A 24423-nucleotide genomic window follows, 5' to 3' on the forward strand; every position below is an offset into this window, starting at 1 on the left:
ATCGACATGCAGCCGCCGCGCTATCTGCGCGCGGGACAATCCCTGCCGATCAAGTCTCCTGATATCCTGCACCATGGGCATCGGTATCGCCATGTTCCTTTCCTTCCCGAGCCTTCGGCCAGCGGCAACCGGCCGAAACCAAAACGAATTGCAACTCGGGAATATACAGACAGGCGAACCGACGTCCCACTACCAAGTACTGCCAAACCTGAGGAAAACCATCAGCCTACACTGCGGAAAAACACTGCCAAACCTGTCGAACAAACATTGAAACAAAACAAGGCGGAGCGCGTGCTCGACGGGTTCCATATCGTCAGCTGGATGACCGACGCGCTCGACGGGGTCCGCAAACGCCTCTGGAACGACGCGAGACGCGACGGCGACGAGGAGGGGGCGAAGCGCATGCGCGGCGTCAAATACGCCGTGTTGAAGAACCCGGACCGATTGACCGACCGGCAGGACGAATCCCTCGCCGCATTGGGGAACACGGACCCCAAGGGCCAGCTCTACCGCGCATGGCGGCTCAAGGAACTGCTGAGGAACCTGCTCAAGCACCCGCTCGGACAGGCCACGGCGGAGCTCAGGCACTGGGTGTTCTGGGCGTCCCACAGCCGCATCCCCGAGATCGTCGAACTCTCCCAAAAAATCCGCAGACGGCGGCCCGACATCCTCAGGACGATCGAGCTCGGCTACTCCAACGCCAGGCTCGAGGCGTTCAACAACCGGATCAAGGTCACCATCCGCATGGCCTACGGCTTCCACCACGTGAACAACCTCATCGCCCTGGTCATGCTCCGATGCGGCGGCCTCGACATCCGACTACCGAAACCCAACCCCTAACCCACGAAAACAGCAGAAGCCTCATAAATATGCAATCCCATGGTGTGATTATCCCCGAGAAACATGCAATCATAGGGAGAAACGATGCTACGTCGCAAGGCATACGACAGGCTGGTCGAATGGAAGCAGTCAAGCGAGGGACAGACCGTCATGCTGACTTAGAGGACCGGCGCGTGGACAAATCCACCTTCGCCGAGGAGTTCACTCGCAACGAATACGATTCGTACGCCCTCGTGGACTTCACCAAGGTGGGGAATGAGTTCCGGCAGACGCAAATACACGCCGGTATGCCACAAGTTGGTCGCGGCCTACACCCCGAAGAGGGACATGGCGGCCGCCGACCGAACCAAACTTTGCAATACACCAACAGCGGCGCGTGCGCATCACCATGCTGGAACCGCAGGCGCTGCGCGATACCCTGCTCAGGGCGGAACGCACGCTGCTCAACCGGCACGGCGACACCGGAGCGGACCGGTCCGGAGAGGCACACCGGTAGAGGTCAGCCCACGGCGAGCATGACGCAGTCGTCACCACCGTCGAATCCCGAACGTCAGGAGATGACCGACGACGCAACGGACGTCCACGTCTGAGCAGGGGACTACCCACAGGTCAGCTCGTACGCGCATGGTGAGGTTGGAATCCCCCGGATTGGGGATGCCGCGAGATCATCGTTCCCTGTTTTACAACTTACCGATTCACGATTTTACGATACTTGAATTCCCTGTTTTATAAGACGTGGATGCCGCCCGCGACGGCGAACGGCGATCGTGCGGTGAAGACAGGGACCCTTGCACCCCGTAGGATGCGCGGCGGGGAAGGCCGCAATGGCTGACCCGATGAAGAAAACCAGCCTTCTGGGCGCACGTATTGGCCGACGAATCAGAAATGTATATCCTTATGGATATACAAAAGGAAGTCCGGTCATGGAAGCAACCGCGACGGTCGCCAGATGGGGCAACAGCGAGGGCATCCGCATCCCCCGCGAGATCAGGGAGGCCACCGGCATACACGAGGGCACGACGGTGAGTCTGGAGACGCGCGACGGCGCAATCATCATCCGCCCGGCCACCGGAGCCGCCAGAAGAATCGGCCGCTACACCCTGCCCGACCTCGACGCACTGTTCGCCGGATATCAGGCTCCCCAGGCCACCGAGGACGGATTCGCCGCGCCGGCGGGACGGGAGGAGCTATGACCGGCAGCGGATACCGTCGCGGCGACATCGTCGTGGCTGACCTCGACCCGGCCGCGGGGCACGAGCAGCGCAAGCGACGCTATCTGCTCGTCGTGGGCAACGAGCAGTTCAGCCGCACCTGCAATCTGACGCTCGCATGCGCCATCACGTCGCAGGACAACGGGTACCCGCTGCATCTGCCGATCCACCCCATCTCCATGAACGGGACCATCGAGGGATTCGTGGAGGTCGCGCAGCTCAAAGCGCTCGACCTGAAGGCCCGCAACGCAGAAACCGTGGGCTGGGTCCCCGGCGACGAGATGGACCGGATCACCGGCATGATACTCGCCTGCATCGCCTGACTCCCCTCCCCTTTTTTTTGGAAGAGACAACCAATATGGCCGACCGCGTGATGAGGCGATATCGGGAATCGCCTCATCACGCGGTCGGCCATATTCTCTTGACTGGCGTGGGATATCGCGATGACGCCTATCGTAGCGGGTGGAATGCGGTGCCGGTTCGGGAGATGGCGCCGAGCCAGTTGAGCGAGGGGCGGGGCTTGCGTTCGAAGGTGTCCTCGTCCCAGCCGATCAGACCGAAGGTGGGTTTGAAGGAGCCCCATATGCAGTTCAGCAGCATGTCCCGTCGAAGGATACTTGGTCTGAGGAGGTCGTATTTGCCACAGACCAATCTCCTCAGACCAAGGCGATGATTCCCAATCAGTCGCAGACCCCGATCTTGCTAAGGCCCGCAGGACGGGGGCCCGAGGTGGAATCACGCACAATAAGCTGCACGGGGAAAATCTCGTGGTCGACTTTGATGGGCCGTCCTTCGATGAGCGCCAGGGTTTTCCTTGCCGCTTCCACGGCCATGTCATATGGTTTCTGCCGTACAGTCGTCAATCCGGCGTCTTCGGCGAAGGTGCTGTTGTCATAGCCCGTAATCGACACGTCGTCCGGGACGGAGACCCCATAACGGCGCAACTTGAACAGTAACGGTATGGCTTGCGAATCCTGATGGAAGCAGATGGCCGTGGGAGGGTCATCCGAGGCGAACAGTTCGGACATCGCAACGTTGACTATGCTGTCCCCCGGTGAAACGGCGACCGTACGGCCACGCAATCCCTCGATTTCGTTCACCGCATCGGTGAATCCATAGATGCGGTTGAACGAGCTGAATCCCAGTGTCGATGTGAACTGCTCGTACATGTACAGGATGTTGCGGTGCCCGAGGGCGGCCAGATGGCGGACGATCAGCTTGATGCCGGCCCTGTCGTCGATTCTGACCGAGGCGTCGAAATCATCCGAGGTGATATTGAGACCGATCAGGGGAACGCGCGTGGTGGTGAGCCGTTCGATCTCCGGATGGCTGATGGCGAATGAGGAGACGACCACGGCGTCGACGTTGCCGCGTACTGGCAGGTCAGAGAAGAAGCTCTTCCGCGCGTCCGTATCCCCTATGGGGTAGATGACCAGATCGTACCCTGCCTCACGGAGTATTTCGTTGAGGCCTTCGATAATTCTTGCGGTGAACCATTCGATCTTGCCGCTGCCGACCAGCAGCGCCACACGGTAGGACCGCCCGGATTTGAGGATGCCGGCAGTGCGCGATACGGAGAAATCAAGCTGTTCCGCCGCTTCCATGACTCTGGTGCGGGTCTTTTCGGACACCATGTCGGGGCGGGAGAAGGCCCGGGACACCGTCGCCGTGGACACCCCGGCCCTTTTTGCGACATCGTCGATGCTGGCTTTCATGCCCGCTCCCCTTTCCGTCGGATTCGTCCAATGCAGTGCCGGTGTTCCTCTTTGAGACTTTAGCCTGCGATGGGCATATTATATGGCGATTGCTTTTTCTCTTGCAAATCCTATGCAACGGTTTACATTTGCGACACGCCGTATGAATCACTACTGTTTACGCTCACATTTGTTGAAATGTAACGGGTTGCATTTGCAACGGTTTACATGCCATCGACGGCAAGCTTGCCAACTCGATTCGCCATTGTTATCCTGTTCTTATCCGCAAGGATTTACAACGAAGTAAGGAGAAAAATGAATATCAGGAAAGCGTTCGCCGCAGCTGCTGCAACCGTGAGCATTCTTTCCCTCGCAGCGTGTGGGGGGGTGTTCCTATGTTTTTGTCAACTTTGCGGGGGTTGTTGTGTCGTGTCCGGGTTGGTTGTGATGGGCGTGCTTCGCCTTGGCCTTGGCTGTTGGTTGCCGTGGCTGGTGTTGGTTGGTTTCAGGCGGCGAGGGTTTGTTCCTGGTAGAGGGTGCCGTTCTTGAGCATGCTGTAGATCACGTCGCAGCGGCGTCTGGCGAGGCAGATGATGGCGGCGTTGTGGTGTTTGCCTTGTTCGCGTTTGCGTTTGTAGTAGGCGATGGATGACGGGTGTTTGGTGGAGGCGACGAACGCGGATTGCCATAGCGCGTTCTTGAGGCGTTTGTTGCCGCCGCGGGCTGGCCGTTCGCCTTTGATGCTGGTGCCGGATTGGCTGGTGACGGGGGCGATGCCGGCGTACGCGGCCAGGTGGGCGGCGGATTTGAAGCGGGCGGCGTCGCCGCCGATGCCGAGGAGGATGTTGCTTGCGGTCCTGACGCCTATCCCGGGCATCGACGTCAGGACCGTGAGAAGAGGGTGGCCGTCCAGCAGGCGTTCGACCTGCGCGGCGATGTCGCGTCGTCGGTCCTTGATGGTTTTGATGTCGCGGGCGATCGAGGGGATGATGGTTTCGGCCATGGCGGTGCCGGGCACGGTGACGGTCTGTTCGCCGATGGCCCTGAACATGTCGTCGATGATGCGTCCGGCGCGCAGCCCCTTGTCCTTGGCCCATTGCCTGACCTGTTCGATGCCGGCCCTGTTCATGCCCATGGGGCCGCCGTAGTGTTCGAGCAGCGCGAGGGTCGCGTCGCGGGTGGCGCGTTCGCCCTTCAGGACGCGTTCGAACGCTGGGTGGGTCTGCAGGAGCAGGCTGCGCAGGCGGTTGATGTGGCGGGTGGATTCGTGGGCGAGGTCCTCGTCGTGGCCCGCGAGGATCTTCAGGGCGGCGAGGGTCTCGTCGTCCGGGCCCGCGTCCCTGAGGCTTTCGGGGAGTTTGAGCGCGGCCCACGCGATCACGTACGCGTCCCTCCGGTCGGTCTTCGCGGCGCCGGGCAGCAGTTGCGCGGTCCTGCGCATGGCCGCGCCGGGCAGGTAGGCGACCGGTATGCCCATGCTCCGGGCCACGGCCAGGGGCAGGGAGCCGATGGTGTTGGGCTGGTCGACGACCAGGAGCACGCGCCCGTGTTCGGAGAGCTTCTCCAGCATCGTGCGGATGGCCTTCTCGTCCTGTCTGAGCGGCTTGTCGTACAGGGTGTTCCCGTCATGGTCGAGGGCGTGCGCGTGGTGCGCGCTTTTGCCCACGTCCAGCCCGACCCACACGTCGATGTCGTCCGGTGTCATCGTCGTCCCTCCCGTCACGAGGTCTTCCTCGGCCGCCGTGGAACCCTCGGGAAAAGGGGATCCGGACGCCCGCGCCGCACCCACATTACAGGGAGACCTGCGCCATGCGCCCCGAAGCGTCCATGCGGCCGGCCTGGTTCCTATCAGCGGTCTGCGAACGTCCCCGCTCCCGGCGACAACACCCCCCGGATCATCAACGACAGGGCAGGAAAGTCATACCGGAACCGACGACCCGGCCCCGACCATTCGGGACCTACCAAACATGGTAATGGGCTGGCACCGCGTCCGGCACCACCGACACGAAAGCGGACAAGGGTCTCGAGGTGATGGGACAGACCATCAAGTACGACCCGAACCATCTCGTCAACGACGGCAAGCCGATCAATCTCGAATACTGGAGCTGGGGCAGCAAGGGCACCGACCCCGTCTACGCGATGATCGAGAAGTACGAGGAGATCTACCCGAACGTGAAGATCAAAACGGTGAACGTCAGCTGGGACGATTACTGGACCAAGCTGCCGTTGGCGCTCAAGGGCAAGAACGGCCCTGCGATCTTCAACATCCACAACTCCTATGATTCGCTGATCCGCCCCTACGCCGCGGATTACGACATCGACACCGCCGACCTCGAGGCCGACTACAGCACCGCATCCGTCCATGAGGACGACAACGGCAAGGTCAAGTACATCGACTCCGTGATCAACACCGGCAACATGTACTACAACAAGAAGCTCTGGGCGGAGGCCGGACTGACTGACGCGGACATCCCGGCCACATGGGACGAATTCATCAAGGTCGCGCAGAAGCTCACCAAGACCGATGGCGGCAAGATGACCCAGGCGGGCTTCAACTTCAACGGTGACGCCTACTCCGCCATCTACCAGGGTCTCAACTACCAGAAGGACGAACTGCTGTTCAGCGAGGACGGCACCAAGGCGAACTACGACAACGCCACCACCAAGGAGAACATGGAGTTCCTCCAGGACCTGTACAACAAGTACAAGGTCGGATCCATTGACTTCGGCAACGACTACACCCAGAGCTTCGGAAACGGTCAGACCGCGATGATCTACGCATGGGGCCACATGGAGGGCACCCTGAAGGAGAAGTACCCGGATATCGAGTACGGAATCTTCCCGACCCCGACCTTCTCCACCGACACCCCGTTCGCCTACGACCGCTACAACGGCGAGTCCACACCGGGCGTCAACGGACGCCAGAGCAAGGAACAGCAGGCCGTCGCCCAGGACTTCATCAAGTTCATCCTCGCAAACGACGAATACATTCGCGAGGCAGTCAAGGAGCTCAACTCGTTCCCCGCGAAGGTGAGCCTCCAGAAGGATGAGGACATCCTCGCACAGCCGGTCATGGCCGCCATCCAGCCTCGCGTCGATCGCCTGATCTGGCCCGGCCCGGCGCCCGCCACGGTGGAGACCAGCGGCAAGACCGCGTTCCAGAACGTGTTCCAGAACGGCATGAACGTTGATCAGGCTCTCAAGGAGGCCCAGAGCCAAATGGACACTGATATGAAGAGCTCCGACTTCAAGTCGAGGGAAAGCAAGTACGAGTTCTTCGACGAGCATAAGTAACCCAGCCGATAGACCTAGGCCCTCGCCCTTGATGGCCTAACCATCCGGACCGTGGCGGGTTTCCACATCCCTTTCCTCCCCGCCACGGTCGTTTCCCCTAATCCCGGTCTTCACGTCGGAGCGAAAGACCGGTTCCGCAATCATTCGGACAACGTAATCCGATCAAACAGGAGTCATGGCATGAAACCAGTCACCACACCATTGGTCCGAGGTGAGATCCAATGAAGAACAAGAAAATCGGATCGACGCTCGGCAGCATCTTCTCACTGCGCAACATCGCAGTCACCTTCCTGGTAGTGTATTTCGCCATTTTCCTCGCCTATCCAATCTACAAGGCGTTCGCAGGAAGCCTCCACGACTGGAATCCGCTGATTGGCACCTACGAGTGGGTGGGGTTTGCGAACTTCGCACAGATCCTCACCGACAAGCTGTTCTGGACGTCCATGCTGAACACGGTGGTGTTCGCCGGGGTATCGACGGTTTTCCGTATCGTCCTCGGCCTGGGACTGGCACTGCTGCTGAGCGCCAAGATCGTCAAGCAGAAGGACACATTGCGCGGCCTGTTCTACATGCCGACCATCACGCCGCTCGTGGCGGTCTCCTTCGTCTGGATGTGGATGTTCGACCCCCAGTTCGGCATGATCGACAAAGTCACGGGGCTGAATATCAACTGGCTGCACGACACCAAATGGGCCATGCCCGCAATCATCATCATGACCATCTGGAAGGATTTCGGCTACGCGACCGTCCTCTATCTCGCCGGCATCATGAACCTGCCACGTGACGTGTACGAGGCCGCAGCAATCGACGGCGCGAACTCCGTGCAAATCTTCTTCAAGATCACACTGCCGTTGCTGAAATCCACCACGCTGTTCATCGTCATCACCTCGCTGATCAGTTACCTGCAGGCATACGTGCAGATCCTCGTCATGACCGAAGGCGGCCCGGGAACCTCGACGTACACGATCAGCTACCTGATCTTCGACCAGGCGTTCCAGAAGTACAACTTCGGCGTCGCCTCGGCCCAGGCCGTCGTGCTGTTCCTGTTCACCGGCATCCTCACACTCGTCATGTTCAAGGTTTCGGGAGATTCGGAGCTGTCATGAAAAAAAAGCACAACATCGCGGGAATCATCCTGACAATATTCCTGTTCGTCATAGCCTTCATCACCATCGTCCCGTTCATCTGGATGCTCATCTCCTCGTTCGCCCCGAACAGTGAGATCGTCAAGGTCACAGGCGGCCTGTTCCCCGCCCCGACGACCGTCGAGAACTACATCAACATCCAGGAGAAGTTCAACTTCCTGCGCCTGTTCGCCAACTCGCTGTTCGTGGCGACGGTCAAGACAGTCATCGCGATCTACACAAGCGCCGTGCTCGGCTTCGTGTTCTCCAAGATGCGCTTCCGCGGCCGGAACCTACTGTTCGGCATCGTGATGAGCACGATGATGATCCCCTGGGCCGTGACCATCATCCCCCAGTACGAGATGTTCACCAACTGGGGCCTGCAGGACACCTACTCCTCGCTGGTGCTGCCCGGCCTCATCAGCGCCTTCGGCATCTTCCTGTTCCGCCAGTCCATCGGCGGCATCTCCGACGAGCTTATCGAAGCGGCAAAGCTCGATGGCGCCTCCGACGCCAAGATCTTCCACAGCATCATCCTGCCAATGAGCCACAACACCATCGCGGCATTGGCGATCTTCACGTTCCTGTGGAACTGGGAGGACTACCTGTGGCCGTTCCTCATGATCACCGATGAGAACAAGCAGCTGCTGGCCGTCGGCCTGAAGGCCTTCAACGGCCAATACGGCACCGACTACGGCGGCCTGTTCGCGGCCACCTCACTGGCCATCATCCCCGTGATCATCGTCTACATGATCTTCCAGAAGCAGTTCATCGCCGGCATCGCGACCGGCTCCGGCAAGTAATACGATAGGGGTTTCGTCCCATACCGGGAACCCTCAACCATCCCGGTACGGGACGAAACCCCTATCGGCATCGCAACGTTATTTCTCCTCATCCAGATTCAAACTCGGGGGAAACATGTCTCAATCACCCAATCCAAACGACTTCCGCATCACCGCGAATCCAACCATGAAATCGGATTCGCTTATCAGCGGCGATCACTGGCGCATCGGAATCATCACGGACTCTCTGGTCCGCTTCGAATGGTCGGACAGCGGGATCTTCGAGGACCATCCCACACAAACCGTCTTCAACCGGGATTTCGGGGCAGCGCCCCGTTTCACGGTCACGGAACGTGACGGCCGGGTGATTATCGACACCGCGGCCCTGTACATCACGTACGACAAGCTTCCCTTCAGCAAAGAAGGCCTCAGCGTCGTCGTAAAGGGAGTTTCCAACTCGCAGTTCAACACCTGGCATTACGGGGACGAGCAGAAGGGAAACCTCAAAGGAACGGCACGCACGCTCGATGAAGCGGATGGTGAAATCCCGCTCGGCGAAGGCGTGATATCACGGGACGGATGGGCGATCATCGACGACTCCGCATCGAATGTCATAACGACAGGCGAGGAGGTGAACGGCAAGCCCAATCCGTTCGGAAGTTGGGTCGTCCCACGCACCCATACCGAAACCGACCTGTATTTCTTCGGCTATGGTCACCGGTACATCGAGGCCGTACGGGATTTCTACCGGCTCACCGGTCCGACCCCGCTGCTGCCGCGCTTCGCGCTCGGCAACTGGTGGAGCCGCTACTACCGTTACACGCAGGACGAGTATCTTGCATTGATGGACAGATTCAAGAACGAGGGGATTCCTTTCACGACAGCCGTGATCGACATGGACTGGCATCTCGTGGACGATGTGGACCCCAAGTACGGCTCCGGCTGGACCGGATACACATGGAACCGGAAGCTATTCCCCAATCCTTCGGAGTTCCTGACCAATTTGCATGAGCGCGGCCTCAGGACCACGCTCAACGTGCATCCGCGCGACGGCATCCGCGCCTACGAGGAGGCCTACCCTGAAATCGCAGAAAAAGTGGGCATCGACCCGAAGACGAAGGAGTCCGTGGAGTTCGACCTCACGAATCCAGTTTTCATGGAAGCATACTTCGCCATGCACCATGACATGGAAGACGAAGGAGTGGATTTCTGGTGGTTGGATTGGCAGCAGGGTGGGGTGACGCGGCAGAAGGGATTGGATCCGTTGTGGATGCTCAACCACATGCACTACCTCGACTCCGGGCGCGACGGCCGTTGGCCATTGACCTTCTCCCGGTACGCGGGCCCCGGCTCGCACCGCTACCCGGTGGGCTTCTCAGGGGACACGGTGGTCACCTGGGAGTCGCTGAAGTTCCAGCCGTACTTCACCGCCACAGCCTCGAACATCGGATACGGCTGGTGGAGCCACGACATCGGCGGCCACATGTTCGGCTACCGCGACGAGGAGCTCGAGGCCCGTTGGTATCAGCTCGGCACGTTCAGCCCCATCAACCGCCTCCACTCCAGCAGCTCACCCTTCAGCGGCAAGGAGCCGTGGAACTTCAGCCACACGATCTCGGATACGATGGTGGACTCATTGCGTCTGCGCCACGAGTTCATCCCGTACCTGTATTCGATGAACTGGCGCGCGGCCGTCGAGGGCCGTCCGCTGATCGAACCGATGTACTGGCAGGCGCCGGAAAACCCCGACGCATACGAGGTGCCGGATGAGTTCCGCTTTGGCACCGAACTCATCGTCTCCCCTGTGGTCACTCCGAACGACAAGGCAGCCATGAGAGGCCGGGCGGATGTCTGGCTTCCACAGGGCACTTGGTTCGACTTCTTCGACGGCCGGCGCTACACGTCATCCGCCGCCAACGGTCGACGCCTCGAAGCATGGAGAGCAATCGACCGCATCCCCGTGTTCGCCAAGGCCGGAGCCATCATACCTTTGCAGAAACTGCCGGATGGCGAGAACATCAACTCAACTATGAATCCATCGGCTTTGCGTGTGCTGGTATTCCCCGGCGCGAATGGCACATTCACCATGCATGAGGACGACGGAACGCCGGCTGCACCAACCGCTGACACGAGGATGATATTGCAGTGGGGAAACGGATGCCGATTCTCGATAGAACCGGCATCCGGCGCCATCGACGCACTACCATCCACACGCGAGTGGTCGGTGGTGTTCCGTGGCGTGGCGCCATCCAACGCAACCGCCGTCCATGTCACCGTGGACGATCACCCAGTCGATTCGGCTGGACTCGTTGCATATGATGAAGGCAGGTTGAGCCTGACAGTCACGGTCCCGGATGTCCCATCGACATCCATGCTGTCCATCGTGATAGACGATGGGCCGGCAATCGCAGCCAATCCGGTCGAGCAGGATGTGACAGACCTGCTGCTGCACGCCCAGATGCTGTACCGCACCAAGGAGCTCGCACTGAACGCCGTGCATGAGCTTGGAGTCGACGCCATCAGCGCCATCCGCACCATGAACCGAGGCCCACGCTACGACAAAGACTTCTGGGTGACCGAAATGCCGGACGCCGTATCCGCAGCCATCCAGGAAATCCTCCTACGCTCCTGAAGCCGGTGTTGTCCCGTGACCATCGCCAACGGTCACGGGACAACACCACTCGCCAAACCGTTCTGAACCATATCCCGTCTACATGACCTCGTAGGTGAAGTCGCGCGCCTGGTCCAGCACAATGCCACTTTCCGGCAGCCACGGCATGCCCACGGGGAACACATGCCCCAGTGATTCCCCCTTGGCGGGACGCGGGTCATGGAGCTCGAAATCCACCGGCACACGGGCCAGTTCGGCCGCCAACGCCAAGGTCTCGCACTGGAGGAAATCATCCGAGCTCGTGGCCAAGAACAGCGGAGGCATCCCACACCGGGCCAGTCCTCTCAGCGACAACGCCAGATCCCAATCGGCGGCATCCAGAAAGGACCCGAACAAGTCACCGGAAATCACCCGCACCATGTCCGGTTCAGCCGTCTCGACGCCAGAACCTCCACCCGCATACACGCCCAGATCATACTTCCCCGACACCAGGAAACCATACCGCAGCCCCGTAGGACCGAACCCATACCCGTCACGGTCAATCAGCCCCGCATCGCCCTGGATCGCCAACGTGAACAAGGCAAGACACGCACCGGCCGAATCACCCGTGATACCGACACGGCCCATATCGATGGGATAATCCCCGGCATGCGCGGACAACCAATTGACCGCAGCGTTCACATCCTGCAACTGGCCCAGAAAATCAGCCTGGGGAAACACACGATAGCCGACCGATACCACGGCGAACCCACGCCGGGCCAACGCAAGACAGAAATTCCGGTTCAACTCCTTGTATCCATAGACGAACCCACCACCATGCACATCGATGTACACGGGCAGGCTGCGCCCAGCCCTGACGACGGCCTCATGCGGGATATACGCGTCAAGCAGATGAGCGCGCATACCATCCTCGATATACGGGATATCCCTGAACTCATCGACGTCCCCGGCCGGACCGTAATAGGGAATGCGGTTGCGATCCGTCCGACAACAGCCGAGACGGAACCGCAGGATCATCTCCCGCGCCGCACGGTCCAACCCGTCCAAATCCTCATCAACGGGAGTCCACGAACGGAACAGTTCAACATCATCACCGGCAACAGAAACTTCCATACCAATCCCCTCCAGCATTCGACTCATCATCGAGCCTGCCACAACACGACAGTCTACCGGAAACCAGCCGCATCCGCACGACGCCATCATCGGCCGATTCCAACGCCCGAACCCAGGACCACCTCACACCGACCACCATCCAACAGGAACCCGAACCGCCCCCACTCCCCCACATGCCCGTAACCTTCACCCACTAGATTTAGTCATGCGGGCAAGGGATGCCCGCAACAACAGAAGGGGGCCGGCGCATGGCCAAGGACAGAACGGAAAGCAAGTACTTCACCGTCGACACGGACATCGAACTGCACTACCTGGACAGGGGCGAGGGCGACGCCATCGTGTTCATCCCCGGGCTGTCCTACTCCGGCGAGATCTTCACCCACCAGATCGAGCACTTCTCCAAGACCCACCGCGTGATTGCCGTGGACCCGCGCGGGCAGGGCCTGTCCACCAAAACCGTGCACGGCAACGACTACGTCACCCACGGCACGGACCTCATCAAACTCACCCAGGGACTCGGCCTGAAGAACATCGTGCTGGTCGGATGGTCCACCGGCAACCTCGAGGTCTGGTCCTACCTCAAACAGAACGGCATCGACAGCGTCAGGGGCGCAGTCACCATCGACATGAGCCCACTGCCCATGAACCCCGACCCCACTGCCTGGACCGAGGGCACGATCCCGGAACTGTCCGAGGCCGCGTCCACCGTGCTCACCAACCCTCAAGGCGCCTCCGCGTTCTGGTACGAGTACCTCACCCAGGTCATGCTCCAGCACACGCCCGAACCCGACGAACTCGAATACCTGCTCGACATGGGCCGGCGTACGCCCTACTGGATCGTCCACGAACTGTTCTGCAACGCGATCTTCAGCAACTACCTCGACATCGCCAAGGAGGCCGCCAGGAGGATCCCGACCCTCATGTACATCGCCGAGCACTGGGCCGACATTGCCGAATCCTGGTACAACAAGCAATGCCCCGAAACCCCCACCTACGTGATGGGCGGACACCTCATGGCCTACGAGTATCCCGACGAATTCAACACAAGGCTTGACCAGTTCCTCGACTCGCTCGACAAGTGACCCATCGCAGTCCGCCGGCCCCGCCCGTCCCCATCGCGGAGGCCGGCGGATGTTCTTGTCAGGCAGGCCGCGGACATGGCATGAATACGCCTTCTGCCACGGGAGCGATCCCCGCTCTTTCAATTCCGGTAGAAATGTACCGGCAGGGAAACCGCGTCCCTATGCTGCAGCCATGACGAACATCAACGAGACCCCGCAGAACCATCCTTGCGCCGATACCGGGACCAGTATGGATTCCGAAACCGGCATGCGGCGGGATGCCGCCGGGAATCCGCAGCACGATACGAACCCCGCCTCCGGCGGCACGGGACGGCCGGCGCCCTCCAATGTTTCCGGATGCGAAACCATCGGCTCGCTGGTGCACGATCTGCTCGAGCGGATCGACGAGATCCAGCAGGGAAAGCAGGACAGCGTCCCCACCGGATCCCGTGACATCGACTCGGCCATCCAAGGCCTGTGGCCCGGACAGCTTGTCCTCATCGCGGGACGGCCGGGCATGGGCGAGTCGGTGCTCGGACTGGATTTCGCACGGGCCGCCGCATTGCGGCATCATATGGCAACGGTCGTGTTCAGTTCGACGATGAGCTCCGCTGAGCTGGCGCAGCACGTCGTCTCCGCCGGGACGGACATCCCGATGACGACGCTGAATCACGGCAGATACCTGGACGGCGTGACGGACGAACGGTGGAACCGCCTGAACGAGACTCCCCTGCCAGCCGCCCCGACATACGAAAAACGGGACGAAAAGTAAGTCAGCGACGAGGCCATGTTACGTTTCGTCCCGTTTCGGGGTGTCAAAATGGGACGAAACGTAACATTACTTCGTTTGAAACTTACGTTTCGTCCCGTTACCGGCCCGCTACTGGGCGCGCGCCACAGTTTGCGCCACAGTCACCCAGCACAAACCCCGCAAGATGACCCGGACCGCGCACAAACCAGTCCGCAAACGGTACCGCAACCAGTCCGTAATCGGTGCCGCAACCGGTACCTCACACGACCGACACCGGTCCGTCTCCATCAGCAACGTCACTCAGCCAACACCACTCAGCCAACACCACTCAGCCAACACCACTCAGCCAACACCACTCAGCCAACACCACTCAGCCAACACCACTCAGCCAAGCGCCACTCGGCCAACACCACGCAGCCAAGCGCCAAGCCGATGGAGAGCAACCAGGCATCACCCAGCACGACTACTCCAGCCCCGCTACTCCAGCTCCACCGCGCCGGTGTACAGCTGGTAGTACTCGCCCTTGAGGGCGATGAGCTCGTCGTGCGAGCCGCGTTCGATGATGCGGCCGTGGTCGAGCACCATGATCACATCGGAGTTGCGCACGGTGGACAGGCGGTGCGCGATCACGAAGACCGTGCGCCCCTTCATCAGCGCATCCATGCCGGCCTGCACGACCTCCTCGGTACGGGTATCGATCGAGGAGGTGGCCTCGTCGAGAATCAGCGCCGGCGGATCGGCCACGGCGGCACGCGCAATGGAGATCAGCTGGCGCTGACCCTGCGAAAGCCCGGAGCCGTCACCCTCCAGCACCGTCTGATACCCCTGCGGCAGCATGCGGATGAAGCCGTCCGCATTGACCAGACGCGCCGCCTCGATGCACTCCTCGTCGGTGGCGTTCAGACGACCGTACCGGATGTTGTCCATCACAGTACCGGTGAACAGGTTCACGTCCTGCAACACCACGCCCAGCGAACGGCGCAGATCGGGCTTGCGGATGTTCGCCACGGAGATGCCGTCGTACAGGATCTGGCCTTCCTGGATGTCATAGAACCGGTTGATGAGGTTCGTGACCGTGGTCTTGCCGGCACCGGTGGCACCCACCAGCGCCACCTTCTGACCGGGCTTGGCGAACCATGTGATGTCGTGCAGCACCGGCTTGTCCGGATTGTAGCCGAACGTCACATTGGTGAAGCGCACATCACCGCGCAGCAGCGTCAGTCGTCCGTCCGGCGAAGTGACGGCCTGCTCCCTGGCCTTGATGGCCACCTCGCGCGCGGACCCGCGCAGCTTCTCGGCAGCCTTGAGGGACCGGGTGCCGTCGTCGCCGGCCTCGCGCTTCCACGCCCAGTGGCCGGTCTCGTGATCGACCTCGCGCATCGTGCGGCCGTCCTCGTCGAGCTCGACGTTCACCAGCGTCACGGTACCGCCGTCGGTCTCGACCGGCTCGTCCATCAGCGCGAAGATGCGGGAGGCGCCGGCCAGAGCCATCATCACCATGTTGAGCTGCATCGACACCTGGCCCAGCGGGTTGATGAACGAACGGGAGAGGGTCAACAGCGAAATCAGCGTGCCCAGCGTGAGCGGGCCTGCACCGGACAGGCCGAAGTTGCCCACACCGGCGAGCGCCATGGCGCCGCCCACGATGGCGAGCAGAATGTAGAGCACGTAGCCCATGTTGCCCACGATCGGCATGGTGACGTTGCCCCAAGTGTTCGCTTCGGCCGACGCCTCGAACAGCTCACGGTTCTTCTCGTCGAAGGTCTTCTGCGTGGTGTCCTCGTGATTGAACACCTTGATGACCTTCTGGCCGTTCACCGACTCCTCCACGAAGCCGTTCACGTCGCCGAGCCACTGCTGCTGCTTGACGAAGTACCGTCCGGCGCGGGAGACGACCGCGCGCACGATGAAGAACAGCAGCACGGTGAACAGCAGCACGAACAGGGTGATCGGCACGGACAGCCACAGCATCGAGACGATGGCCGCGAGCGCGGAGACCAAGGAGGCGAACATCTGCGGGAACGACTGCGAGATCGCCTGACGCAGGGTGTCGGTGTCGTTGGTGTAGCGGCTCATGATGTCGCCATGCTCGTTGGTGTCGAAGTAGCGGATCGGCAGGTGCTGCTGGTGGGCGAACATGTCGTCGCGGATCTTCTTGAGCGTGCCCTGCTCGACGGTGACGACCAGCCACACCCACAGCCAGCTCGCGACGATGCCAGACACGTACAGGCATCCCATCAGGGTGACCGCGCGCAGCAGCGGACCCCAGTCGGGGTTCGTCTGGCCGACCATCGGCAGGATATAGGAGTCGATCAGGGACTGGAGGAACAGCGCGGAACCGGCTTGGGCGGCGGCGCCGATGAGGATGCACGCCACAATGAGGACCACGCGCAACCGGTACTGCAGGATGTATCCGAAGATGCGCTTGGTGGTGCCGGGCGCGGCCTTGCCCATCGCCGGCTTGCGGTTACGGAAGTTCTGCTGCTTCTGCTGGTCGCTCATCGCGTCTCTCCTTTCTGGTCGGTGCGCTGCTCAGCGCGCTGCTCAGCGCTCTGCCCAGTGCTCTGCTCGTTACGCTGCTCGGCACGCTGCTCAGTACGGCCGGCTTCACTATGCCCGACGGACTCAACCGCCTTCCCGGCATCGGCCCGCGCCTCGAGCTCGGCCTGCCCGGCCGCGGTGTTGCGGGTCTGGGATTCGTAGATGGACCGGTATTCGTCGCAGGTCGCGAGCAGCTCCTCGTGGGTGCCGCGGGCCATGATGCGGCCCTCGTCCATCACGAGGATCATGTCGGACTCCTGCACGGAGGCCACGCGCTGGGCGATGATGATCTTGGTGGTGTCCGGGATTTCGTGGTGGAACGCCTCGCGGATCAGTCGGTCGGTCTTGGTGTCCACGGCGCTCGTGGAATCGTCCAGAATCAGGATCTTCGGCTTCTTGAGCAGCGCGCGGGCGATGCACAGGCGCTGTCGCTGGCCGCCGGAGACGTTGGTGCCGCCCTGTTCGATGTACGTGTCGTACTTGTCCGGGAACTCCTGGATGAAGCCGTCGGCCTGCGCGAGCTGGCATGCGTGGCGAATCTGCTCGTCGGTGGCGTTCGGGTCGCCCCAGCGCAGGTTCTCCGCGATGGTGCCGGAGAACAGCACGTTCTTCTGCAGCACCATGGCCACCTGGTCGCGCAGCACCTCGAGGTCGTAGTCGCGCACGTCGCGGCCGCCCACCTTGAGCGAACCTGCGGAGACGTCGTACAGCCTTGGGATGAGCTGGACGAGCGAGGACTTGGCCGAGCCAGTGCCGCCCACGATGCCGATGGTCGCGCCGGAGGGGATCGTGAGGTTGATGCTGTCGAGTACGGGCTTCTCGGAGCTGTCGGAGTAGCGGAAGGTGACGTCGTCGAACTCGATGGACCCGTCCGCCACGGTCGTCACCGGAGCCGCCGGGTCGCTCACGGTGCTCTGCTCCTGCAGCACCTGGCAGATACGCTCGGCGGAGGCCTGGGAGATGATGATCATGACGAAGATCATCGACAGCATCATCATGGCCATGAGGATCTGCATGGCATAGGTGACCAGGGCGGTCAGGTCGCCGGTGGTCAGTCCCACGGCGGCGTTGTTGCCGGAGGCGACGATCTGCTGGGCGCCCAGCCAGGAGATGAGGATCATCGAGGCGTAGACGCAGAACATCATGATCGGACTGTTGAAGCTCATGATGCGCTCGGCCAGACGGAAGTCCTTGAAGATGCGCTTGGAGATGCGGTCGAACTTGTTGATCTCGAAGGATTCTCGGTTGTAGGACTTCACCACGCGGATGCCCTGCAGGTTCTCGTCCACCACATTGTTGAGCGTGTCGTAGGTGTGGAACACGCGCTCGAACACCGGATGCACCAGCACCGCGAGACCGCACAGGCCGATGGCCATGATCGGGATGCAGGCAAGGAACACCATGGAGATGCTCGAGCTGATGCGGAACGAGAAGATCCACGCCACGATCACCATGATCGGGGCGCGCACACCCATGCGGATCATCATGCCGTACGCCATCTGCAGGTTTGTCACATCGGTGGTCAGGCGTGTGATGATCGAACCGGTGGAGAACCGGTCGATGTTGGTGAAGCTGAAGCGCTGCACCTGCTCGAACTGGTCGTGGCGCAGGTTCTTGGCGAAGCCGGCGGCCGCGATGGCGGCGTACTTGCCGGCGAAGAAGCCACAGCTCAGGGAGACCAGCGAGCAGATCAGCAGAATCAGGCCGAACTTGACGATGGCTGGCATGGAACCGCCGCTGATGCCCTGGTCGATGAGCGAGGCCATGACCGTAGGGATGACGATCTCCAGGATGCTTTCGACCAGCACGAATACCGGGGCGAGCAGGCTCTCCTTGGTGTATTCGCGCATGGACCCGGCCAGCGTGCGCAGGATGTGCTTCGGCTTGGCCGGTTCGACGGCCTTGCGGGACTTCTCGATCGCCGCCTCGGTCGCGGCGGCGCTGGCACCTGCGCCATTGGGCGTATCGGGAGTCGCATCGATTGTCTTATCGCTCATTCATCTCCTCCTTCGTATCGTTCTTCATGTTGTGCTCCACATCACAATCGGATGGCTCGGAGGCATAGCGGAGCCGCTCGGATTCACGCTCGGGATCGCGCTCGGATTCACGCTCAAACTCCCGTTGCGCCGCGTCCACGTTGTCCCGCAGACGCTTCACATATTGCATGAGCTGCTCGGTCTCCGTCGGGGTGAATCCCCTCGACAGCAGACGCTCCACTCGCTCGCCATTCGCCGTAAGGTCGGCAACGATGGCATCCGCCTTCTCGGTGAGCACGATTTTCTTGAGCCGGGCGTCGTGGGCGACCGATTCGCGCACGATAAGCCCTTTCTTCTCCATCAACGCCAGCACGCGCGAGGCCGTGGACCGGCTGATGCAGAACTTCTGCTCGATGGTGTGCTGGTAGATGTCCCTATCCCGGTTGCGGGCAAGGAACATGATGATATGTGCGTTCCCGCCGGTGGCGATGCGAGCCGATTCCGGCATCGTCTCGCCAAGATACCGGTTCACCGCTTTGACGAGCGCCCGCAAATCGAAGCTGAGGATACGACGGTCCACAACCCCTCCATTCGCGACTGTTGCTTATGCACCCTATATGCACCCTATCTGCAACGAAGCATGGTATTACGTCCCATATACAACAGTTCCATATACAACAATCGGCGTGTCGCGAAAACTGCCATCCCAAGGCAAACAGCCCCAGCACAGAAGAAATCAGCCACAAGCCACCGCATACGGCTGAGGGGAGCCCGAAACCCATCGGACTCCCCTCGGCATGCACACGAGCGAGCGCGTGACCTACTTCGTCAGCTTGGCGTACTCCTCGAGCATGAAGGCGGTGAGATCCTTGCCGGCCGCACCCAGCAGCGTGGGCAGCGAGTTGATTGGCATGGAGTTGAGGAACAGGCGCATCATGGCGTTGTCCGGCAGCTTGGGCAGCTCGCCGCGCTCGCCGGCGGCGTCCACCGCCTCGACCACCTTGGCACCAACCGGATCGGCGGACCATTCACCGAAGGACGACCATTCGGTCAGCGGCATGGACTTGCCATCACCCTCCAACGCCACGGTCGCGGTCGCGGCGATGTCACGGCTGGACGTGCCCACCTCGACCGTGTACTCGCCGGTCTCCACATGCCAATCGCCGTACTTCTCGGACCAGTAGGCGAACGCACGCTCGTCCAACTCGATGGTCACGGTCTTGGATTCGCCGGCTCCAAGGAACACCTTCTCGAAGCCCTTGAGCTCATGGACCGGGCGGGCCACGTCGGATTTGCCGGGCGCGACGTACACCTGCACGGTTTCGGCGGCGGGCACGTCGGACGTGTTGGTCACGGTCGCGGTCACGGATGCGGTGTTGGCACCGGTCTTGGCCACGGCCACGCCGCCGATTTCGAACGTCGCGTAGCTCAGGCCGTAGCCGAACGGGTAGTCCACGGCCTTGCCGTAGGTGTCGTAGTAGCGATAACCCACGAACACGCCCTCGCCGTAGTCCACATGGCCCTCCTCGCCGGGCCAGTTGAGCATGCTCGGGTCGTCGTTGATGTCCATCGGGATGGACTGGGCGAGCTTGCCGGACGGGCTCACCTTGCCGAAGATCACGTCGGCGAGCGCCGGCCCGCCGGCCTGGCCGAGCAGCCACGCCTCGAGAATGCCCTTGGCGTACTTGGCCCACGGCGCCACGGAGACGACGGAGCCATTGGACAGCACCACGACCACGTTCGGGTTCACTGCGGCCACTTGACGCAGCAGCTCGATCTGCTTGGCGGGCATGTCGATGTTCTCACGGTCGAAGCCCTCGGATTCGGCCTCTTCCGGCAGTCCCAGGAACATGAGCACGGTTTCGGCGCGGCGTGCGGCCTCGACGGCCTCGGTCTCGAGCGCCGGGTCGGCGGGAGCGAGGTCGAGCGTGAAGCCGGGGGCGAAGTCGGCCTTGATGCCGCGCGCCGCGAGCGTATCGAGGAACGAGGTCATCTTGGTGGGGGTGATGTGGGAGGAGCCGCCGCCCTGATAGCGCGGGGTGCGGGCGAATTCGCCGATGACAGCGATCGCAGCGGCGCCGTCAGCCCGCCCGTCGGCGGCCGGAGCGAGAGGCAGGATCGCGTGCTCGTTCTTAAGCAGCACCATCGATTCGACGGCGGCCTGATGCGCCACCTCGTCGTGAGCCTCCACGTCGAAGCGGTAATTCTCAACGCTCATCGCGGCGCGGGCCTTGTTGGTCAGGTCAATCATGCCCTGGGCCATGCGGTCGAGCTGCGCGGGGTCGATACGGCCGTCGCGCGCGGCGTAGACGATCTGCTCGTCGGTGTAGCTCGGCGGCATTTCGAGGTTGAGCCCGGCGTTGAGCGAGGCCACACGGTCGTGGTCGGCGCCCCAGTCGGACATGACGATGCCCTTGAATCCCCACTCGCCGCGCAGCACGTCGGTGAGCAGCCAATGGTTCTGGGCGGAATGGACGCCGTTGATCTTGTTGTAGGAGCACATGATGGTCCACGGCTGGGCGGTCTTGACGATGTGCTCGAAGGCCGGCAGGTAAATCTCGCGCAGGGCGCGCTGGGAAATGCGGGCGTCCACGCGCAGGCGGTCGGTCTCCTGATTGTTGGCGGCGAAATGCTTGAGCGAAGTGCCCACGCCCTTGGACTGCACACCCTCGACGATGCCGACCGCCTCATGACCGGCCAGATACGGGTCCTCGGACCAGTACTCGAAGCAACGGCCGCCCAGCGGGTTGCGCTTGATGTTGACGCCGGGCCCAAGGATCACGGCGACCTTCTCCTGCACGCATTCCTCGCCCATCGCCTCGCCGACCTCGCGGATGAGCGCCGGGTTCCACGAGCTGGATAGGCCCGCGGCCGGCGGGAAGCAGGTGGCCGGCACGGAGTCGTTGAGGTCGGTTTCGCTGGTGTTGGAGGCCAGGGATTTCCTCAGGCCGTGGGGGCCGTCGGTGATCATGTAGCCGGGGATGCCCTTGTGCTCGACGCCCTGCAGGTGCCAGGCGTCGCCGCCGGAGGTCAGGGACGCCTTTTCCTCGAGGGTGAGATCGCTGACGGATGGGTAGGACGGGGTCGTGCTGGTTTCGCTCATGATGCCTCTTTCCTTGAGTCATTTTCCTTGGGTCGTCGCGATGGGTACGCGGGTCCGATGTGCGGTCACGTCGGTTCGTTGGATTATGCGCGACGCGTGTTCGGCGTCACGCACCGGCCGGGGTTTCTTCCGTGAATCCCGCGGCCGACTTTTTATCGACCAACCGGTTGGTAGGTAGATTATCAAAACCGGAAGCACAACACGCCGAAATCATTTGGAATCCTTACCAACCAACCGTAAGGTAGCGGATAATCTTGCTTGATACGATGCAGCGATGCACTGTGCAGAAAGCGCCGCGCAAGCCCTATCGCCCTCGGCTGCAACCTGTGATCCGCAACCGCACCAGTTACCAGCTCCCGGCCTCGGGAGCGGAGAAGAGAAACGCATGAACGACCCCACCCCCTCCCCCGCCGCGTCGGCGGACGACCGCCGCAACGCCATCATCGAGGCGACCGTCGAATCCTTCGGCAGGCTCGGCTACTACGGCACCTCGCTGCAGCGCATCGCCACCGAAGTCGGGCTCACCAAGGCCGGCGTGCTGCATTACGTGGGCAGCAAGGAGGGGCTGCTGGACCTCGCGCTCACCGAAACCTACGACCAGCAGACCGTGGACATCATGGCCGCGATGGTCACCGAGGAGCGCCCGCTCATCGCCGAGATGTGGCGCAAGGTGGTGGCGGTGAACGCCGCCCGTCCGGCGCTGGTGCACATGTTCTCCACCCTGAGCGCCGAGGCGCTCGACCCCGCGCATCCGGCGCACGACTATTTCGCCCGCCGCGAGCACGACACCGTGGCCAACGCGCTCAACATCAACTGGCGCGTACCGGATGGCGTGAACGTGGAGCATCTTCTGCAGGCCGGCTTCTCGATGATGGACGGCCTCCAGCTGCGCTGGCTGCGCTCCCCCGGCCGGGACCTTGCCGCCATGTGGGCCGACTGCGAGGACGCGCTCATGCCGTTGCCGCTGTGGGAGGGGTATCGGTAGAGCACAGGCTGGGTTCTGTTTCCGCCGGCGCCTGCTCCAGTAGCGGCCCCTGTTCTGGGCATATCCGGCATATATACGAATCCCTACAACGCATTCTGGGTATATGCGGTACATGAGGAACGGATTTCCCTCTCCTCATGTACCGCATATGCCCAGAACCGGCTTCATGGTATGGATATGCCCAGAATAAACGGTCGTCATATGCCCAGAACAGCCGTCCCGGCATACCGAATCGTCGTCATATGCCCAGAACACCTAGTTGAAGACGTCCCGAACAATCAATCGACTGAACCGAACACCACTGGGCCAACCAGTACCCGCTATTTACACATAGTGCCTGCAATAGCCGGCGATGTCACGAATCACCTGATGCGCCTCGGTAGCCTCGGGATCGCCGGCCTGCACGATGTTGAAGACGTGGCCCAGCACACGCTCACCGCCCTTGGGCCACACGCTCATCGCATGGTCCCTATGGCGAGCGTGCAGGATGCGCGCCAGCTCGTAGGTGTTGTCGGCGATGAAATCCTCCACGCTGGTAATCATGTAGGTGGGCGGCACGCCGCCGTCCACCACCAGCTTGTCGAGATCGAGGTAGCGGTCGATCTTGATGTGGTCGGCCGGCGTCTGCAGATAGCCCTCCATGTAGTAGCCCAGCGCAGTGGCGTGCACGCCGCCCGCGAGGCGGAACATGCCGGAGGTGACGACCAGCGCCTTCACATCGAGGCCGGAGGACCGCAGTCCCAGTGCGCCGGCGAGCTGCGCGGAGCCGTTGGCCGCGGTCAGGTACAAAGCCAGCGCGCCGCCCGCCGAGTCGCCGGTCACACATACACGCCCAGTGTCGAGCCCGTACGCCGACCCGCAGTCCCGAATCCAATCAAGCACCGCCATGGCGTCGTTCAGCTGGTCGGGGAAACTGACCTGAGGCACAAGACGGTAGTTTGCGTTCACCACGGCGAATCCTTCGCGGGCGAGCAGCATGTCGCGGCATTCATTGTTCTCTTTGTTGCCGTAGTACAGGCCACCGCCATGGAAGTCGACGATAACCGGCAGTTTGGCGGCGCCCGACGCGCCAGCCTGGGCCGGCCTATAGATATCAAGCAGATGGTTCGTATCGCCATCATCCACATAGGAGATGTCCTTGATGCGCTCGACGTCCTCCGGCAGCACCTGGGCGGCGAGGTGCGGCGCGTCGCCGGCCGCCATGGCGCTGACGTTCGCGGCGAACAGGTCACGCGCTTCCTGACTGATCATGATTGGCTCCTTTGCATGAAATCACTTCTGTATTTGTATACGATGAAGGCCCCGACTGGTGTCGGGGCCGAGTTCATAGGCATCGT

General features: G+C 61.7%; 18 protein-coding genes and 1 pseudogene. 10 read left to right on the plus strand and 9 right to left on the minus strand.

The genetic code is table 11. The annotated features are described in order from the left end of the window. Positions 1-267: 267 nt before the first annotated feature. The 3 genes from BMYO_RS11415 (at position 268) to BMYO_RS01655 (ending at position 2374) form a co-directional block, all read left to right on the plus strand. On the plus strand, positions 268-840 hold the full coding sequence (locus tag BMYO_RS11415; protein WP_158216926.1) for a transposase: 573 nt from the start codon (positions 268-270) through the stop codon (positions 838-840). A gap of 923 nt (positions 841-1763) precedes the next feature. Next, entirely contained in the window at positions 1764-2033 is a 270-nt protein-coding gene (locus BMYO_RS01650) for an AbrB/MazE/SpoVT family DNA-binding domain-containing protein (RefSeq protein ID WP_158216927.1), read from the plus strand. After that, complete coding sequence (locus BMYO_RS01655; RefSeq protein ID WP_094666860.1) at positions 2030-2374, plus strand: type II toxin-antitoxin system PemK/MazF family toxin; 345 nt, start codon at positions 2030-2032, stop codon at positions 2372-2374. Before BMYO_RS01650 ends, BMYO_RS01655 begins: the two co-directional genes overlap by 4 nt. 127 nt (positions 2375-2501) lie before the next feature. Here the strand turns inward: BMYO_RS01655 and BMYO_RS01660 are convergent, their stop codons facing one another. From BMYO_RS01660 to BMYO_RS01670, 3 genes are all read right to left on the minus strand, one after another. Further along, entirely contained in the window at positions 2502-2651 is a 150-nt protein-coding gene (locus BMYO_RS01660) for a hypothetical protein (protein ID WP_233428004.1), read from the minus strand. A gap of 80 nt (positions 2652-2731) precedes the next feature. After that, positions 2732-3766: a LacI family DNA-binding transcriptional regulator gene (locus BMYO_RS01665; protein ID WP_094666861.1), complete on the minus strand. Its 1035-nt coding sequence runs from the start codon at positions 3764-3766 to the stop codon at positions 2732-2734. A 484-nt stretch (positions 3767-4250) separates the two neighbouring features. Beyond that, complete coding sequence (locus tag BMYO_RS01670) at positions 4251-5450, minus strand: IS110 family RNA-guided transposase (protein WP_094666862.1); 1200 nt, start codon at positions 5448-5450, stop codon at positions 4251-4253. A 281-nt stretch (positions 5451-5731) separates the two neighbouring features. On the opposite strand from BMYO_RS01670, the pseudogene BMYO_RS01675 reads away from it, so the two are divergent. From BMYO_RS01675 to BMYO_RS01690, 4 genes and pseudogenes are all read left to right on the plus strand, one after another. Beyond that, positions 5732-7039 (plus strand): annotated as a pseudogene (locus tag BMYO_RS01675) (extracellular solute-binding protein); the annotation flags it as partial. Positions 7040-7260: 221 nt separating this feature from the next. Next, positions 7261-8145, plus strand: coding sequence for a carbohydrate ABC transporter permease (locus BMYO_RS01680; RefSeq protein WP_094666864.1), 885 nt, complete (start codon positions 7261-7263; stop codon positions 8143-8145). Further along, entirely contained in the window at positions 8142-8966 is an 825-nt protein-coding gene (locus tag BMYO_RS01685) for a carbohydrate ABC transporter permease (protein WP_094666865.1), read from the plus strand. Before BMYO_RS01680 ends, BMYO_RS01685 begins: the two co-directional genes overlap by 4 nt. Before the next feature lie 115 nt (positions 8967-9081). Beyond that, positions 9082-11577, plus strand: a complete 2496-nt coding sequence (locus BMYO_RS01690; RefSeq protein WP_233428005.1) for a glycoside hydrolase family 31 protein — start codon at positions 9082-9084, stop codon at positions 11575-11577. A gap of 78 nt (positions 11578-11655) precedes the next feature. Here BMYO_RS01690 and BMYO_RS01695 read toward each other — a convergent pair whose 3' ends face one another. After that, positions 11656-12669 carry an alpha/beta hydrolase gene (locus tag BMYO_RS01695; protein ID WP_094667051.1) on the minus strand — a complete coding sequence of 338 codons (1014 nt, stop codon included), beginning with the start codon at positions 12667-12669 and terminating at the stop codon, positions 11656-11658. A gap of 248 nt (positions 12670-12917) precedes the next feature. Between BMYO_RS01695 and BMYO_RS01700 the strand changes: the two genes are divergently transcribed. Both BMYO_RS01700 and BMYO_RS01705 read left to right on the plus strand, forming a co-directional pair. Next, positions 12918-13751, plus strand: a complete 834-nt coding sequence (locus BMYO_RS01700; RefSeq protein WP_158216928.1) for an alpha/beta fold hydrolase — start codon at positions 12918-12920, stop codon at positions 13749-13751. Between the two features lie 172 nt (positions 13752-13923). After that, positions 13924-14502, plus strand: coding sequence for a DnaB-like helicase C-terminal domain-containing protein (locus BMYO_RS01705; protein ID WP_233428006.1), 579 nt, complete (start codon positions 13924-13926; stop codon positions 14500-14502). A gap of 456 nt (positions 14503-14958) precedes the next feature. Here the strand turns inward: BMYO_RS01705 and BMYO_RS01710 are convergent, their stop codons facing one another. From BMYO_RS01710 to BMYO_RS01730, 4 genes are all read right to left on the minus strand, one after another. Further along, a complete protein-coding gene (locus tag BMYO_RS01710; RefSeq protein ID WP_094666869.1) occupies positions 14959-16983 on the minus strand; it encodes an ABC transporter ATP-binding protein in 2025 nt (674 codons plus the stop codon). Next, a complete protein-coding gene (locus BMYO_RS01715) occupies positions 16980-18872 on the minus strand; it encodes an ABC transporter ATP-binding protein (protein ID WP_233428065.1) in 1893 nt (630 codons plus the stop codon). The genes BMYO_RS01710 and BMYO_RS01715 overlap by 4 nt, the downstream gene beginning before the upstream one ends. A gap of 136 nt (positions 18873-19008) precedes the next feature. Next, on the minus strand, positions 19009-19578 hold the full coding sequence (locus tag BMYO_RS01720; RefSeq protein ID WP_169834014.1) for a MarR family winged helix-turn-helix transcriptional regulator: 570 nt from the start codon (positions 19576-19578) through the stop codon (positions 19009-19011). Between the two features lie 240 nt (positions 19579-19818). After that, positions 19819-22101, minus strand: coding sequence for an exo-alpha-(1->6)-L-arabinopyranosidase (locus BMYO_RS01730; protein ID WP_143249089.1), 2283 nt, complete (start codon positions 22099-22101; stop codon positions 19819-19821). 385 nt (positions 22102-22486) lie between these two features. Here BMYO_RS01730 and BMYO_RS01735 point away from each other — a divergent pair, with 385 nt between their 5' ends. Further along, positions 22487-23086 (plus strand): TetR/AcrR family transcriptional regulator, encoded by a 600-nt coding sequence (locus tag BMYO_RS01735; RefSeq protein ID WP_094666872.1) that lies wholly within the window; start codon positions 22487-22489, stop codon positions 23084-23086. Between the two features lie 324 nt (positions 23087-23410). Here BMYO_RS01735 and BMYO_RS01740 read toward each other — a convergent pair whose 3' ends face one another. Continuing rightward, positions 23411-24337 carry an alpha/beta hydrolase gene (locus BMYO_RS01740; RefSeq protein WP_094666873.1) on the minus strand — a complete coding sequence of 309 codons (927 nt, stop codon included), beginning with the start codon at positions 24335-24337 and terminating at the stop codon, positions 23411-23413. Positions 24338-24423: the final 86 nt, after the last annotated feature.

Origin of the sequence: Bifidobacterium myosotis, assembly GCF_002259745.1 — a bacterium.
GTDB classification, from domain to species: Bacteria; Actinomycetota; Actinomycetes; order Actinomycetales; family Bifidobacteriaceae; genus Bifidobacterium; species Bifidobacterium myosotis.

Bases quoted from the DNA above. Each gene is read 5' to 3' on its own strand.
- BMYO_RS01650 (WP_158216927.1), top strand. From the start codon at position 1,764: ATGGAAGCAACCGCGACGGTCGCCAGATGGGGCAACAGCGAGGGCATC.
- BMYO_RS01655 (WP_094666860.1), top strand. From the start codon at position 2,030: ATGACCGGCAGCGGATACCGTCGCGGCGACATCGTCGTGGCTGACCTC.
- BMYO_RS01660 (WP_233428004.1), bottom strand. From the start codon at position 2,651: ATGCTGCTGAACTGCATATGGGGCTCCTTCAAACCCACCTTCGGTCTG.
- BMYO_RS01665 (WP_094666861.1), bottom strand. From the start codon at position 3,766: ATGAAAGCCAGCATCGACGATGTCGCAAAAAGGGCCGGGGTGTCCACG.
- BMYO_RS01670 (WP_094666862.1), bottom strand. From the start codon at position 5,450: ATGACACCGGACGACATCGACGTGTGGGTCGGGCTGGACGTGGGCAAA.
- BMYO_RS01680 (WP_094666864.1), top strand. From the start codon at position 7,261: ATGAAGAACAAGAAAATCGGATCGACGCTCGGCAGCATCTTCTCACTG.
- BMYO_RS01685 (WP_094666865.1), top strand. From the start codon at position 8,142: ATGAAAAAAAAGCACAACATCGCGGGAATCATCCTGACAATATTCCTG.
- BMYO_RS01690 (WP_233428005.1), top strand. From the start codon at position 9,082: ATGTCTCAATCACCCAATCCAAACGACTTCCGCATCACCGCGAATCCA.
- BMYO_RS01695 (WP_094667051.1), bottom strand. From the start codon at position 12,669: ATGGAAGTTTCTGTTGCCGGTGATGATGTTGAACTGTTCCGTTCGTGG.
- BMYO_RS01700 (WP_158216928.1), top strand. From the start codon at position 12,918: ATGGCCAAGGACAGAACGGAAAGCAAGTACTTCACCGTCGACACGGAC.
- BMYO_RS01705 (WP_233428006.1), top strand. From the start codon at position 13,924: ATGACGAACATCAACGAGACCCCGCAGAACCATCCTTGCGCCGATACC.
- BMYO_RS01710 (WP_094666869.1), bottom strand. From the start codon at position 16,983: ATGAGCGACCAGCAGAAGCAGCAGAACTTCCGTAACCGCAAGCCGGCG.
- BMYO_RS01715 (WP_233428065.1), bottom strand. From the start codon at position 18,872: ATGCGCGAATACACCAAGGAGAGCCTGCTCGCCCCGGTATTCGTGCTG.
- BMYO_RS01730 (WP_143249089.1), bottom strand. From the start codon at position 22,101: ATGAGCGAAACCAGCACGACCCCGTCCTACCCATCCGTCAGCGATCTC.
- BMYO_RS01735 (WP_094666872.1), top strand. From the start codon at position 22,487: ATGAACGACCCCACCCCCTCCCCCGCCGCGTCGGCGGACGACCGCCGC.
- BMYO_RS01740 (WP_094666873.1), bottom strand. From the start codon at position 24,337: ATGATCAGTCAGGAAGCGCGTGACCTGTTCGCCGCGAACGTCAGCGCC.